Source organism: Mesorhizobium sangaii, assembly GCF_014207355.1.
In the GTDB taxonomy this organism is placed as follows: Bacteria; Pseudomonadota; Alphaproteobacteria; order Rhizobiales; family Rhizobiaceae; genus Mesorhizobium; species Mesorhizobium sangaii.
In genome coordinates, this window is record NZ_JACHEF010000001.1 from 263,188 (window position 1) to 276,682 (window position 13,495).

Annotated in this window: 14 protein-coding genes; 11 read left to right on the top strand and 3 right to left on the bottom strand. The window is 59.8% G+C overall.

Translation table 11 applies throughout. The features are described 5' to 3' along the window. Positions 1 to 51: 51 nt before the first annotated feature. The 4 genes from HNQ71_RS01370 (at position 52) to HNQ71_RS01385 (ending at position 4,683) form a co-directional block, all read left to right on the top strand. On the top strand, positions 52 to 615 hold the full coding sequence (locus HNQ71_RS01370) for a polysaccharide biosynthesis/export family protein (RefSeq protein ID WP_023810258.1): 564 nt from the start codon (positions 52 to 54) through the stop codon (positions 613 to 615). Between the two features lie 8 nt (positions 616 to 623). Further along, a complete protein-coding gene (locus tag HNQ71_RS01375; protein WP_184870833.1) occupies positions 624 to 1,754 on the top strand; it encodes a glycosyltransferase in 1,131 nt (376 codons plus the stop codon). 95 nt (positions 1,755 to 1,849) lie between these two features. Further along, positions 1,850 to 3,385: an undecaprenyl-phosphate glucose phosphotransferase gene (locus tag HNQ71_RS01380; RefSeq protein WP_184870834.1), complete on the top strand. Its 1,536-nt coding sequence runs from the start codon at positions 1,850 to 1,852 to the stop codon at positions 3,383 to 3,385. After that, positions 3,382 to 4,683 (top strand): O-antigen ligase family protein, encoded by a 1,302-nt coding sequence (locus HNQ71_RS01385; protein WP_246461143.1) that lies wholly within the window; start codon positions 3,382 to 3,384, stop codon positions 4,681 to 4,683. Before HNQ71_RS01380 ends, HNQ71_RS01385 begins: the two co-directional genes overlap by 4 nt. Here the strand turns inward: HNQ71_RS01385 and HNQ71_RS01390 are convergent. The 3 genes from HNQ71_RS01390 to HNQ71_RS01400 form a co-directional block, all read right to left on the bottom strand. Then, positions 4,661 to 4,927, bottom strand: a complete 267-nt coding sequence (locus HNQ71_RS01390; protein ID WP_184870835.1) for a hypothetical protein — start codon at positions 4,925 to 4,927, stop codon at positions 4,661 to 4,663. The genes HNQ71_RS01385 and HNQ71_RS01390 overlap by 23 nt on opposite strands. 117 nt (positions 4,928 to 5,044) lie before the next feature. Beyond that, complete coding sequence (locus HNQ71_RS01395) at positions 5,045 to 5,227, bottom strand: hypothetical protein (protein WP_184870836.1); 183 nt, start codon at positions 5,225 to 5,227, stop codon at positions 5,045 to 5,047. Positions 5,228 to 6,198: 971 nt separating this feature from the next. Then, positions 6,199 to 6,423 (bottom strand): hypothetical protein, encoded by a 225-nt coding sequence (locus tag HNQ71_RS01400; protein WP_184870837.1) that lies wholly within the window; start codon positions 6,421 to 6,423, stop codon positions 6,199 to 6,201. Between the two features lie 1,961 nt (positions 6,424 to 8,384). Between HNQ71_RS01400 and HNQ71_RS01405 the strand changes: the two genes are divergently transcribed. From HNQ71_RS01405 to HNQ71_RS01435, 7 genes are all read left to right on the top strand, one after another. Further along, positions 8,385 to 9,707, top strand: a complete 1,323-nt coding sequence (locus tag HNQ71_RS01405; protein WP_184870838.1) for a tyrosine-type recombinase/integrase — start codon at positions 8,385 to 8,387, stop codon at positions 9,705 to 9,707. After that, positions 9,704 to 10,231, top strand: a complete 528-nt coding sequence (locus tag HNQ71_RS01410) for a hypothetical protein (protein WP_184870839.1) — start codon at positions 9,704 to 9,706, stop codon at positions 10,229 to 10,231. Before HNQ71_RS01405 ends, HNQ71_RS01410 begins: the two co-directional genes overlap by 4 nt. A 77-nt stretch (positions 10,232 to 10,308) precedes the next feature. Next, positions 10,309 to 10,530, top strand: a complete 222-nt coding sequence (locus HNQ71_RS34595) for a helix-turn-helix transcriptional regulator (protein WP_210333723.1) — start codon at positions 10,309 to 10,311, stop codon at positions 10,528 to 10,530. Between the two features lie 73 nt (positions 10,531 to 10,603). Next, the gene (locus HNQ71_RS01420; RefSeq protein WP_184870840.1) at positions 10,604 to 10,795 is read left to right on the top strand and encodes a hypothetical protein; all 192 of its coding nucleotides are present in this window, start codon (positions 10,604 to 10,606) and stop codon (positions 10,793 to 10,795) included. Beyond that, entirely contained in the window at positions 10,779 to 11,513 is a 735-nt protein-coding gene (locus HNQ71_RS01425; RefSeq protein ID WP_184870841.1) for a hypothetical protein, read from the top strand. Before HNQ71_RS01420 ends, HNQ71_RS01425 begins: the two co-directional genes overlap by 17 nt. After that, positions 11,503 to 12,831: a hypothetical protein gene (locus tag HNQ71_RS01430; protein ID WP_184870842.1), complete on the top strand. Its 1,329-nt coding sequence runs from the start codon at positions 11,503 to 11,505 to the stop codon at positions 12,829 to 12,831. Before HNQ71_RS01425 ends, HNQ71_RS01430 begins: the two co-directional genes overlap by 11 nt. Then, on the top strand, positions 12,818 to 13,489 hold the full coding sequence (locus HNQ71_RS01435; protein WP_184870843.1) for a helix-turn-helix domain-containing protein: 672 nt from the start codon (positions 12,818 to 12,820) through the stop codon (positions 13,487 to 13,489). Before HNQ71_RS01430 ends, HNQ71_RS01435 begins: the two co-directional genes overlap by 14 nt. Positions 13,490 to 13,495: the final 6 nt, after the last annotated feature.

A 13,495-nucleotide genomic window follows, 5' to 3' on the forward strand; every position in this document is an offset into this window, starting at 1 on the left:
CCTAGAGTTGCTGCGAGGCTGCAGCGACCAGTCGAAGGTACCTGTCCGGTCATGAAAAGCACTGCTTCCCTGTTTCGCGCGCTGCTTGCCGTATCGATGCTTGCCGGCTGTTCCAGCTACCGGCCGACACCGGCAGCCTTCCACGAGGTGCTCGACCAGCCCTATCGTCTAGGCGCCGGCGACCGCGTCCGCGTCACCGTGTTCGAGCAGGATGGGCTGACCAACACCTACAGCGTCGACCAATCCGGCTACCTCTCCTTCCCGCTTGTCGGCGCCGTACCGGCGCGCGGCCACACAGCGCAGCAGATGGAAAAGGAAATCGCCGACAAATTGCGGCAAGGCTATCTGCGCGATCCCGACGTTTCGGTCGAAATCGACCGCTACCGGCCGATCTTCGTCATGGGCGAAGTGGGTGCCGCCGGCCAATACTCCTACGTCCCCGGCCTGACGGTGCAGAAGGCAATCGCCATAGCCGGCGGCTTCACGCCGCGCGCCAACCAGGAAAGCGTCGACATCACCCGCGACATCAACGGCAAGGTGATGACCGGCCGCGTGGTCACGTCCGACCCGCTGCTGCCGGGCGATACAGTGTACGTCCGCGAACGCCTGTTCTGACGACCCACGTGGTGGACAACCTCAGGATCGTCCATTGCTTTCGCTCACCCGTCGGAGGAATTTTCCGGCATGTGCGCGACCTGACCGAGGCTCAGGTCACTGCGGGACATTCCGTCGGCATCGTCTGCGACTCGACGACGGGCGGCGAGTTCGAGGAACGGCTGTTCGAGCAGATGAAGGATATGCTGGCGCTCGGCATCCATCGCACGCCGATGCAGCGCCATGTCGGCCCGGGCGACCTTGCGTCGGCCCGGCGCACTTACAGGATCATCAAGGAATTGCGGCCGGACGTGTTGCACGGGCACGGCGCCAAGGGTGGCGCCTATACCCGTCTGTTCGGCTCATTGTTGCGGGTATCAAGGTCTCGCGTAGCCCGCCTTTATTCGCCGCATGGTGGCTCTCTCCACTATGACGAGAACACGACCACCGGAAAGCTGTTCTTCGCGCTCGAACGCTTCATGGCGCGCTTCACCGACCACCTGCTGTTTGTCTCCGACTACGAAAGGCGAACCTATCGCCGCAAGGTCGGGGAGCCGCAGATCCCCAACACCCTAGTCTACAATGGATTGCGCGCCGCCGAATTCGAGCCGGCGATCAGCAGCCCCGACGCGGCCGATCTGCTCTATATCGGCATGATGCGCGACCTGAAGGGGCCTGACATCTTCATCGATGCGCTGGCCCTCGCCGGCCCCCGGCTCGGCCGCGCGCTGACTGCGGTGATGGTCGGCGCCGGCGACGACCTGCCCCGCTACCATGCCAGGGTGAAACGGCTCGGGCTTGAGGGCTACGTCCGCTTCCTGCCGCCGATGCCGGCCAGGGAGGCTTTCGCTCTGGCGGCACTCGTCATCGTTCCCTCGCGCGCCGAAGCCATGCCCTATATTGTCCTGGAGACGCTTGCCGCGGGAAAGCCGATGATCGCCACGTCGGTCGGCGGCATACCGGAGATCTTCGGCTCCGGCTCCCCTGCCCTGATCCGGCCCGACCCGGTCGAGCTTGCCGACAAGGTGAGACAGGCGCTGGGCGACCTCGCCGCCTATCGCAAGCTGATGCCCGATGGCGCCAGCCTCAAGGCACGCTTCGGAGCCGATGTGATGGCGGCCGACATCGAGAAGGCCTACTTCGCCGCGCTCAACAAATAGGCTCTTGAGGGGGTCCGTTTCAAAGCCATCTGTTGTTTCAAGGGTTTCTTAGCTCTCTTTTGCTATTCACCGTAGGGAAGCTTGCGGAAAGCCCCATGAACGAGATCGACCCCGCGCGCCGCTTTTCACCAGAGGCGGTGCGTAAATTCGACGGCCCGGCCGAAGGCGACACGCCCGGCGGCATGAACGATGTCGCCCACCAGGTCGCGTCGCAGTACAGGCGCGATACCATGTCGCCGATCATGGTCAGCGGCGTGCTGCGCATGGTCGAATTCGGCTTGCTGTTGCTGTCCGGGCTCGGCGTCTATTTCTACTATGTCGGGTTCTTCAACTATCTCGCCTGGCAATACCCGCTGACGATCGCCGCCTCGTCGTTCCTTGCCGTGGTGCTGCTCGACGTCACCGACTGTTACCAGATCGTGGCCCTGATGCGGCCCATTGCCAATTTCGGCCGCGTGCTTTTGGTCTGGGCCGGCACTTTCGCCCTCATGGCGCTGACGGCGTTCGTCATGAAGATGTCGGAAGATTATTCGCGCCTTTTGTTCGGCACCTGGTTCGTCATCGGCTTCGTTCTCCTCTTCGGCCTCAGGCTTGTGATGTCGAAGCTGATCCGGCGCTGGGCGCGCGATGGCCGCATGGAGCGGCGCGCTGTCATCGTCGGCGGTGGCAAGGCGGCTGAAATGCTGATCCGCTCGGTCGAAAAGCAGCCCTACAACGACATCCGCATCTGCGGCATCTTCGACGATCGCGGCGACAAGCGCTCACCGCCCATCGTCGCCGGCTATCCCAAGCTCGGCACCATTTCGGAGCTGATCGAGTTCGCCCGCATCGCCCGCATCGACATGCTGATCGTATCGCTGCCGCTGACCGCCGAATCGCGCGTGCTGCAGCTGTTGAAGAAGCTGTGGGTGTTGCCGGTCGACATCCGGCTGTCGGCGCATTCCAACGCGCTGCAGTTTCGCCCGCGCGCCTATTCCTACATCGGCTCGGTGCCGATGCTCGATATCTTCGACAGGCCGATCAACGACTGGGATTCGGTCGCCAAGCGTGCCTTCGACATCGTCTTCAGCCTCATCGGCATCGTCGTGTTCTCGCCCGTGATGCTGGCGACCGCCATCGCCATCAAGCTCGACAGCAAGGGGCCGGTGCTGTTTCACCAGAAGCGGCATGGCTTCAACAATGAAATCATCGAGGTCTACAAGTTCCGCTCGATGTATACGGACAAGGCCGATCCATCCGCCAAGCAGACGGTGACCAAGAACGACCCGCGCGTCACCCGCGTCGGCCGCTTCATCCGCAAGACCTCGATCGACGAGCTGCCGCAGTTCTTCAACTCGCTGCTGGGTTCATTGTCGCTGGTCGGCCCGCGTCCGCACGCCATCGCCGCGCAGTCGCACAACCTTCTCTACAACGAAGTGGTCGACGGCTATTTCGCGCGTCACAAGGTCAAGCCCGGCGTCACAGGCTGGGCACAGATCAATGGCTGGCGCGGCGAGATGGACACCAACGAGAAGATCCGCATGCGGACGGAGTACGACCTCTATTACATCGAGAACTGGTCGCTGCTGTTCGACTTGCGGATCCTGTTCCTGACGCCGGCCCGGTTGCTGAACACGGAAAACGCCTATTGAGCGCGATTTCCCACGAGCTGCCGCAGGCCGCGGTCAACGCCAAGCTGATCGCGCTGATTTCCTCGGCCGCGGTGTTCGTCGGCATATTCCTGTCCGGCTTCGTCATCAGCGAACCGGCGCCCTATGAACTCTACATGGCCGGGCTGATCGCCATCTGGGGTCTCTTCGGCCTCAGGCTGTCGCGCGCGGCAATGCCGCTGCTGGTGCTGCTGGTGACGATGAACATCGGTGGCATGATGGCGATGACGCAGATGGCGGACCTCGCCAACACGCCGCTCTATCTCTCCGTCTCGCTGTTTCTCGCCTTCACCGCGGTGTTCTTCGCCTCGGTCACCGCGGTGCAACCCGGTCTCTACCGGCTGATCTTCTTCGCCTATGTCGTGTCGGCGGTGATAACCTCACTGCTTGGCATAGCGGGCTATTTCCACGCCTTTCCGGGCGCCGAGATGTTCACCAAATACGACCGTGCCGCCGGCGCCTTCCAGGACCCGAATGTGTTCGGCCCGTTCCTGGTTCTGCCCGGCATCTATCTGCTCTATCTGCTTTTGACCGGCCCGGTCACGCGCATGCCGCTGCTGGCGGTGCCGCTGCTGATCATCACCGCCGGCATCTTCTTTTCCTTCTCGCGCGGCGCCTGGGGCATGTTCGCCGTCTCGGCTGTCCTGCTCACGGGTTGCCTGTTCCTGCAGAGCGCCAGCGGCATGTTCCGGCTGCGCGTGGTGGTGATGACGATCGCCGCGCTGTCGCTGCTGGTCGTCGCCATGATCGTCATCTTGCAGCTGCCCGGCGTGTCGGAGATGTTTTCCAACCGCGCCCATCTCGAACAGAGTTATGACACCGCCCGCCTCGGCCGCTTCGCCCGCTACGCAATCGGCTTCCAGATGGCGCTCGAGCATCCGTTCGGCATCGGGCCGCTGGTCTTCGGCACGATCTTTGGCGAAGACACCCACGACATCTGGCTGAAGATGCTGATGGACTATGGCTGGCTCGGCTTCGTGTCGTTCCTGACGCTCGTCGCCTGGACGATAGCAGCCGGATTCCGCATCGTGCTGCGCGACCGGCCGTGGCAGCCCTATTTGTTGTGCGCCTATGTCGCCTTCATCGGCAATATCGGGCTCGGCACCTTCATCGACATCGACCACTGGCGCCACGTCTACCTGTTGCTCGGCCTGATCTGGGGTGCCATCGCGCTGGAATACAGGCACCAGCGGCTGTTGCGGCCGGACCCGGTTCAAGCCCAAGGTGGAAGGCGAGTTGTGGAACGCGGTGCGAGCGTCAAGGATTTTGAGCGCTCGTAAGCTCCTGTATTTTCTCCAGGAGGTTCTTGACCAGTAGCTGATAGACCTGCGTAAGTTCCCCTGCGGATAATTCGACTCTGATGTCGTACTGCCCGGAATAATTCACCTGCAGATTTACTGTCCCGAACAGCGTCGTAGCGCCATCGCGAATGTCGGTTGCCACGATCATGTTTTGCAATGACTGGTCGAGCAGAATGACGCCGGGTTCTCCGGGGTGATTGTGTCTTGTCGTCCTGATCTTCACGTCGAGTTCCTTTTCAGACCTTTCAAGAAAAGCGCAGAGCCAGCCGAGATTACCGCAGTTCCCTGTTCGATGCTGTGCGCTTGGTATCCGGGATGGCAGATGAGGACTTCGATAATATCAATTGGCGGGTTTGGGCGGCTCTCTGTCGTCGTGGTTCAAAATTGAGGCGATCCGCCTAAGGTTGGACATCGCCTCATCGATCAGTCGCCAGGATGGCTGTCCTTGTGCAGCGTCTCTAGCGCTCGCCAGATCGCCTCTTACGATCTGCATTATCGCCTGGGCGGCTTCTTTCTTGTCCATGCGGCCATCCCTGCGGGACAATGAAGGCAGTCTTGACTGCGATCATGCCACGGCGGCACGCTGGTCGGCAACGCAACGACGTGGCTGCCGCCGGTCGCTCCCGCTGCGGGCACAATAGAAAGGATCCGCATTTCGGGTTTTTTGGTGGTTGAGCAGGCCGGATACGGAAATCGATTGAGCGCCTTTCCTTCCGAAAACGGGAAAAGGCGCGTCGATAAGAACCAGGGATTTCAAGGAAAAAATGGTCGGAGTGGCCGGATTCGAACCGACGACCCCTTGACCCCCAGTTTCAAATACTAGGTTTTATAGCCATTCCCTGGCCGACCCGTATCTGACGCTGGCAGCCGCATATGCTGGCAAGGCCGTTGGCGACGTCTTCTACCTAAAGCCGCGGCCGGGCGCTGCTACCCTACATCCCGATCGAGACATACGATAACAGGTAAAGGGTCGCTATGGTCGCCGTCACGAGCACGACCCATAAGCCTAAGTTGCTCATGCCTCCTCACTTCCCGCGGCGCGCCGTTGGGCTGGGTGTTGGGATGTAACGGGACGCCGGCCCAGGCGGAAAATGTCCACAAGCACAAGCTAATATAATAGAGACGCAGACGCCTATGGTGTGATCGCGGAACCTCCCGGGCTTAGGCGCTCGCGTCTGTCGCCGGCTTGATTCCCTGGCTTGCTTGCCAAATTATGGTGGCGGGCTTTTTTTGCAATTGAGCTGCAACTAATGTTTTCAAGCCACGTTTTCCACGTGGCCAGCTAAAGTCCCGACTGGCCATTTCCTAAGCCCGTCGCCTTTGACCCGAGGTTGCGGGCTTTCTGGTTGGTTTGTCAGGAACCTATCACTCATAATGGAGTTGTGATCCTGCTTGGTTTCCCTCAACCAGGCAGACAGAAGACAAAGGCCCGTCACGGCTTCCTCCGTGGCGGGTCTTTTGCGTTCATTGCGTCCATGCCAAGCCGCACTGGTCCTACGGTTGGGTAGCGTTGGGCTTCCAGTCCTTTGCAGCGACATCCAAAGCCATCCTGATATCGTCCGGGCTATCAATGCCGCCGCTGAAAAGAGCGATCAGGCGACGTGCCAAATGCTCCCTGGCTGGGTGTGTGCCTTCCATGCCAGCTTGCTCGCAATAGTCGTCTAGAATTCTGGTGAGTGTCGCCAACTGTATTTCGTCAGCCGTTCCGCGAATTACCATCGCTCGTCTCCCGAAAAGGGCGAAAGCGTGATGGACTCTTCCAAGCGCTCGTTGCCGTAAAAAGACCGAGCGACAAAAGAACTGTACGCTTCCAACATTCCATTAGCGAGTCATTATGGTGCGGTCGCGACTTCGTGATGTTGGGATATCGTCAATTCCCTGCTTTGCCGGGATGCTCAATCTCTGCCATCAGCCTGTTGAAGGCAGCGGCGTCTTCAGCCGTATCAAATGGTCGGGCCGTAGCTGTGCCGTCAACCGCCAGAATGACAGCCAGGAACGGAAACCCGAGCATTGGCGGCCTGTAGACGGCGTATGATGGGCGCTTTTTCATCGCCCTCTGATAGGCGGTGGGCTCGCATTTGCCAATGTGGGCGAAATGCCTAGACGTGCAATGAAACTTAGAAGTGTCTCACCCTGTAGCGCTGTACCGTCCCAGAACCCGGATTGACGGAACATTAGTGACCTCTAAATGTTTCTGCTGGCGGCGCGCGATGCTCACCCCATCCCCTGCCGTAGATCGGGATATTGCACCAACCCTGATCGGCCCGCGTCTCCGCCACGAGACGCGGGCTTTCAGTGGGGAAGAGATGACCGACAAGCCGGAAACGACTTACATCGTCAGCGTGTTTGAGAAGCCGCATTGGCGCACCGTGCTAACCACCAGGGCAAGGAAAAGGCGCTCGCGCTCGCTAAGGAGATTGGCGACAGGTGCGTGCGGGTTGAAGAGAAGCCGTTCGTCCGAATTCTATCAGTATCCGAGCGGAGATCTGCGTAAGCAGCCGTTTGCCGAGAGGGAATGACCACAGGTACGCCCAACTCTCTTGCGGCTTCTAGGGCGTCCGTCAATTGCATTGCCAATCTGACAACCTTCAACGCCGCTTCTTTTTTTGTTGCGCTTCAACGAGAGGCGCGCTCCGCTCAACTGCTTTGGCATCATTCAAGATGCGCAGCTCGATGAGTTGCTCTTGAGTTGGGAGAGTCATTTGGCGTTTCCCCCGGACCAAGACCTGAAAGCTTTGCGCCGGTTGAGAGCAAGCGCAAGCCGGCTCCCCGAAAGGAGTAGCGCTTGACGATTCCAGCAAGGTAGCGGGGAATTGCGGCATCCTACGCGGGATGATCCTGCTACAATCCCGTATGGCCGTCCGAATAGTTGTTATCCTGGCGCTTCTTTCCGCCTTCGCCTACGGATTCGCAAAACTTGTGGAACACTATGGCGGCGTTGGCGATAGGCCCTCTCCGTGTGAGCAATCGTCTGATTGCCCCGACCCCAACGCGCCGCCTCCTGAACCTGAGCCTAAGCCTTCCTAAGCCTCACTCCCGGCCCGCCGTCGACCGTATCGCCATCGGCGAGGAAGATCACGCCTGCGGATTCGAAAACGGCGTGTATAGCCTCGAGTGTGCGCGGCTGCGCTCATTGCCGCCTGACCGCATCGTGTGGTGGCAGACCATCGAAAAAACCCGCTGCCGGGGGGTTGGCAGCGGGTTCAATTTCAAGCTCTTACCACGGCCAGGGAGGATGGGGGGCGTGGCTAGCTTGGCATCGGCCACGCCATGGGGGAGGAGTAGATGGCCGACGGCTAGAAAACTACCCCACGGCTAGGCCACCCCACAATTGCACAAGGGTATCGCCGCCCTACACCAAGGTGGCATACAAACCCCGCCTCGCGCGGGCTTTTGTTGCTGGCTACAATGTGGCTAGAAATTTTATAGCCACCTCTGGGGGATGCGGCTAAACTTTTGTTTTGTTTGGTCGGAGTGGCCGGATTCGAACCGACGACCCCTTGACCCCCAGTCAAAAATCTTGGCCTAACTCGGCACAACAAATCATAACGTCGGTCTTCCTCCAATGCCTTGCGTTACAAGGCGTTCAATGCTAGTGTTATGCCCTGTTAGCAACACGGGGTAACGAGGCATGACACGCCATTTCCGTTACCCCTCGTTACCCAGAGGGGCATTTGACCATGGCAAGTGTGCTCACCGCGAAAGCCGTCGAAGCGGCAAAGCCGGACGGCTCGAAACGCATCGAAAAGCCGGACGCGGCTCTGCCTGGCCTCTATCTGGTTATCCAGCCATCCGGCGCCCGATCTTGGGCGTTGCGCTTTCGCAGGAACGGCAAGTCGGCCAAGCTGACGATCGGTCCGGTTCTTGATCGTCGTGATGATGATCCGCCGGAATCATTGCCGCTAGGACAGGCGCACACGCTCACAGAGGCCCGCGCGGCGGCTCGGCAGGCGCTTCAGGCATTGGCCGAAGGCAAAGACCCTGCCGGGGACAGGAAGGCGAAGCTGGCGGCGGCAAAGGCAGATCCCGATCGCGACATGATCAAGAAGCTCGGCGCCACGTTCATCGATCGATACTGCAAACCGCGCAACCGGCGTTGGCAGGAAGTCGAGCGGCAATTCACCGCTGAGATCAATCCGAAATGGGGCGCCAAACGGGCGCAGGATATCAAGAAACGCGACGTGCTCGACCTCCTCGACGGCATTGTTGATCGAGGCTCGCCGGTCACGGCCAATCGTGTCTTTGCCACGCTGCGCAAGTTTTTCGGATGGCTTGTCGAACGCGACGTGCTCGAAACTTCCCCCTGCATCGGCGTCAAAAAACCTACTGCGGAACAGTCGCGTGACCGGATATTGACCGACGCCGAGATCAAGCTGTTCTGGAAGGCGTCGTCGTCGTTCGAATATCCCTTTGGCCCAATGTGGCAGCTGCTGTTGCTCACCGGCCAGAGGCGCGAGGAAGTCGCCGGAATGACGCGCAAGGAACTGTCGTTAGACGACGACAAGCCGGCATGGACTATTCCGGCACCAAGGACGAAGAACGGCATTCCGCATTCGGTCCCCCTGCCTCCGGCCGCAGTCGAAATCATCAAGGCTCTGCCGAAGATAAAAGGCAAGGACGGCTATTGCTTCACGACGACCGGCGAAACACACGTCACCGGCTACAGTCGCTCGAAGGCGCGCCTCGACGCCAAGATGTTGGAAATTCTCCGCGATGGTGCTGACGATCCAAACTCCATAAAGCTCCCCGGCTGGACGCTGCACGACCTCCGCCGAACGCTGGCGAGTGGGATGGCGCGGCTCGGCATCAATCTTCCTGTCATTGAAAAGGTGCTCAATCACACGTCCGGGAGTTTCGGCGGCATCGTATCTGTCTACCAGCACCACGACTTCGCCGACGAGAAGCGGCGCGCGCTCAACGCATGGGGTTCCTTTATTGCTTCGCTGGTCGCCGACAAGGCGCAGGACAACAACGTGGTGTCGATGGCGAGGGTGGTGCAATGAGCGACATCGACAGGATGTTGATGGCCAGCCTTGAGGAAATCAGGCGTAAGTTCGAAGCGAATGATGATGACTGGCGCTATAGCCTGCTCCGAACCGTTCGCGAATTCTTAGTAGCCAGGCAGATCGAGCGGCGGCTGTTCGATCCCGTTCAGAAGATGGTGATGGAAGAGGGGCATCGCATACTAGCAGCGCGGGCTCGGGAGGAAGCGCGCAACAACAGGAACAAAGGGCCTCGATCTGCGCTGTGGGAAATCGCGCCTATGGCATATGCCGCCGCTGCGGTGACCTATCTTCGAACGACGCATAAGCTCTCCCTGGCTGACGCTTTGTTGAAGGTCGCGCGCGCGTCGAAGATCAAAAAGGGCGAGATAGCAAAGTTCCGCGACAATTTAAGCAGGGGTGGCGACCGCGTCCCTCAGACCGCGCAGCTGCGGTATGACGAAGCCCTTAAGGAATTCCTGACCTATTCGTATAGCCAGGCTGAGGCTTTGGAATTTGTGACCGGCCTCGGCCATTATTTGTAGGTTCAGCCGTTCAACCTCACATGGGGTCCATGGCTTCTTCGCGTTGTTACTAGAAGCAACGTGAAGGATTTCACGACATGGAAATTACGGTTCAGGCACCGCAGGGTGCAGGCTTTCTGCCTGCCCGCCGCGTCTGGGAACGGTACGGCGTGACCAGCATGACGCTGCACCGCTGGCTAAATGACCAGCGCATCGCCTTCCCTAAACCCGTCTACATAGGACGTTTCCGTTACTTCAAGCTGGCCGAAATCGAGGCGTGGGAACGCACGAACGCCAGCAGCAAGGCGGTGGCGGCATGACGCGCGCGCTTCCGATCTGCGTCACGGCGGCGGCCTTCGCCGTGATCGTCATCCTAGCGCTCGGGTGGCTCGCATGAGCGCAGACCTGAACCCCGATGCCGCAGTCCAGGCCGCCGCCGAGTTCATCATCAAGCCACGGCCGCCCACGGGCCAGTCGACGATCGCCGATATCAAATGCCGATTCGGTTTGACGACGGCCGAATCGATCGAGGCAATTCGCTTGGCGAACAAACTTCGGGAGGCTGCATATGCAAAAACCTCCTGAAACACGATCGCCCACCGCTGGGCAGGCGGCAGGCGCATCGGGAGATATCGAAGCAGGCAGTGTTCACAAACATAACGGCAATTCCGTCAATTTTCAAGAAAAAGGTGAACAGTCGCTTGCCCTCGATCTCATCAAGATCGATCCCGATCTCCAGATGCGAGAGGGCGGTCTCGATGTCGGCGTCGTCGCCGATTACGCAGAGGCAATGGAAGGCGGGGCAAGTTTCCCTCCGATAATCATATTCTTCGACGGTGACGTCTATTGGCCTGCAGACGGCTTCCACCGCATTGCTGCAGCCAGGAAAGTCGGCCTCGACACCATCGCTGCCGACGTCCGGCAAGGCAACAGGCGCGATGCTATTCTGTTTGCCGTTGGCGTAAACTCCAACCACGGTCTTCGCCGCACACAGGCCGACAAAAGGCGATCAGTCGAAACGCTGTTGAAAGATCCGGAATGGTCGAGGCTTTCGGACCGAGCCATTGCCGAGAAGGCGAAGGTCAGTCACCCGACTGTTGCAAGGGTGCGGGCCGAACTGACTGGTAAGATTTCCACTCCGCCAGCGGCAAAGGTCGCTACCGCCGACACTGGTAAATTTTCCACTGCGGTTGAAACGTCCGGTCAGGGGTCCATGGTCGAGCGCATGCTTGCCAAGGCATCCGACGAGGCTCTGATCGCCGAATGCCGTCGCCGATATCTGGAGGTCAGTCATGCGGATTGATTACCAGGGCATCAAGCAACTCGCCGATGAGATCGGCTGCCGCGTCACAGACCTGATCGCGCTCAGCCCTGGCAATGATCCGTTCTATGCCGGCGTGTCCGGTCGCAGGGAAGCCGCAGAATGGTTTGCATCTCTGTGGGTGTCATGTGGATGGCTCGTCGGGAGCCATCCGCGCCGCCTGCACTACAACGCCATTTCTCAAGACCCGCCGATCCTGAAGCCGAACGGCGAGCCCTACCAGAACACTGAAAACGACTGGAAATTCTTTTCGGTCGCATCGCTCGGCGCCCGTTATCTCCGGCTCATTCCTGACGGCGCTCTTGCCGATCACCGCAATGATCCGCCTATCATCAATGCCGTCAACAACGGCACGGTATTGCCATCGTGCGACGTCGGCTTCCGGTTCGGCGCGGGGCTGGAATACTCTATCCCAGATCGTGAGGTGTACGCGCCTTATCTGACGGTCGAGCCGGGTTCCTTGGCCCAGCCCTTTCTCGTCGAGCTTTGGGTCGAAAAATCGACGCAGAACGACATCCTGATTCCGCTTGCCGGGAAGTTCGAGTTCAACCTCGTTGCCGGCACGGGAGAGACGTCAGAGGTTCTTGCCAGGCAGGCCGTCGAGCGTGCTGTCGATGACAGGCGCCCTATGCGGATCCTGTACGTCAGTGACTTTGACCCTGGCGGCCGCTCGATGCCCGTGGCGCTGGCACGGAAGATCGAGTTCTGGATCAGGGAGGCGGACCTCGACCTTGACGTCACCCTCAATCCGATCGTCCTGACGCCAGAACAGTGCGAGCAATACCGTCTCCCTCGTACGCCGTTGAAAGAGACGGAGCGCCGGGCTGCAAAGTTTGAGGAGCGGTTCGGAGCAGGCGCAACGGAGCTTGATGCACTAGAAGCACTTCACCCCGGAGAGTTGGCCAACGTGGTCACGGCTGAGGTGAGCAGATACTTCGATCCGACTCTCGCATCTCGCGAGCGAGCCGCGCGTGCAGCTTTCGAGCGCATCGCCAGGAACGCGCAGGCCTCTGTCCATGAGAACTTCGACATCTCGGATATTCAGCGCCGTTATGCCGATCTCGTTGAGAACTTCAAGGCATCCGTCAACGAGATCGAGGCCGACACAGAGGATCTATTCCCGCAGATCGCAGATGAGTTGGACGCGATAACGCCGACATTTGACCCCGCAGCATGGCCCGAGCCTAGGCCTGCAACTCCGCCTGCATCGCCCCTCTTTGACAGCCGCCGGGACTATCTCGACCAGATCGACCATTACCGCCGCTGGCAGGGCAAAGGTGGTGCCGATGGCCAATCCTGAGCGCAAGCGGCCCTGGCAGAAGACGCTGGCCGAGATGTCGAAATACGACTGGATGACGGCTGTCTTTCACAACCAAAGGCATAGGAGGAGGACCCGCGATCTGAGCATCGCCTTTGCCCTGATGCAGTTCGCCGACGCGGACACCTGCCTAGCGTGGCCGACACAAGAATCCCTTGCTGAACTGAGTGGTCTTGCCGACGAGCGTCAGGTGCGATCGGCTTTGGCCTCCCTCGCTGGGACGGGTGCCATTGAGAAAAAAAAGGTGTCCGAACTTTCAGAGGAAAGCGCAGGGAAACTCGACGTCAAACGCAAGGGCAGAGGCGTCGCCTATAAGTTGAAACTCTTTTGGGCTTACGAGATCCTTGAACTGTCGATGGCAACGCAGCGCGCCGAACCAGCCCGATTGGCTTCCAGCGACAAGACGGGAAACCGGACTACCACAGACCGGTCGCCGTCGAAGCCAAACCGGACTACCGCAGACCGCCAAAAGCGGACTACCACGGACCGGTCTCAACCGGACTACCACAGACCGCCTAATACTACAGGGGAAACTAAGGACACTGAAAGAGGCTCCGAGGGAACGGTAAGCTTGGCGTCTACACCTGCGCGCGAGACATCAGCCAGCAACGGCTACGCTGCCGCATCGCGGGGCGGCTGAGGATGG

Bases quoted from the DNA above. Each gene is read 5' to 3' on its own strand.
- HNQ71_RS01380 (WP_184870834.1), top strand. From the start codon at position 1,850: ATGAACGAGATCGACCCCGCGCGCCGCTTTTCACCAGAGGCGGTGCGT.
- HNQ71_RS01400 (WP_184870837.1), bottom strand. From the start codon at position 6,423: ATGGTAATTCGCGGAACGGCTGACGAAATACAGTTGGCGACACTCACC.
- HNQ71_RS01410 (WP_184870839.1), top strand. From the start codon at position 9,704: ATGAGCGACATCGACAGGATGTTGATGGCCAGCCTTGAGGAAATCAGG.
- HNQ71_RS34595 (WP_210333723.1), top strand. From the start codon at position 10,309: ATGGAAATTACGGTTCAGGCACCGCAGGGTGCAGGCTTTCTGCCTGCC.
- HNQ71_RS01395 (WP_184870836.1), bottom strand. From the start codon at position 5,227: ATGGACAAGAAAGAAGCCGCCCAGGCGATAATGCAGATCGTAAGAGGC.
- HNQ71_RS01430 (WP_184870842.1), top strand. From the start codon at position 11,503: ATGCGGATTGATTACCAGGGCATCAAGCAACTCGCCGATGAGATCGGC.
- HNQ71_RS01425 (WP_184870841.1), top strand. From the start codon at position 10,779: ATGCAAAAACCTCCTGAAACACGATCGCCCACCGCTGGGCAGGCGGCA.
- HNQ71_RS01370 (WP_023810258.1), top strand. From the start codon at position 52: ATGAAAAGCACTGCTTCCCTGTTTCGCGCGCTGCTTGCCGTATCGATG.
- HNQ71_RS01405 (WP_184870838.1), top strand. From the start codon at position 8,385: ATGGCAAGTGTGCTCACCGCGAAAGCCGTCGAAGCGGCAAAGCCGGAC.
- HNQ71_RS01435 (WP_184870843.1), top strand. From the start codon at position 12,818: ATGGCCAATCCTGAGCGCAAGCGGCCCTGGCAGAAGACGCTGGCCGAG.
- HNQ71_RS01420 (WP_184870840.1), top strand. From the start codon at position 10,604: ATGAGCGCAGACCTGAACCCCGATGCCGCAGTCCAGGCCGCCGCCGAG.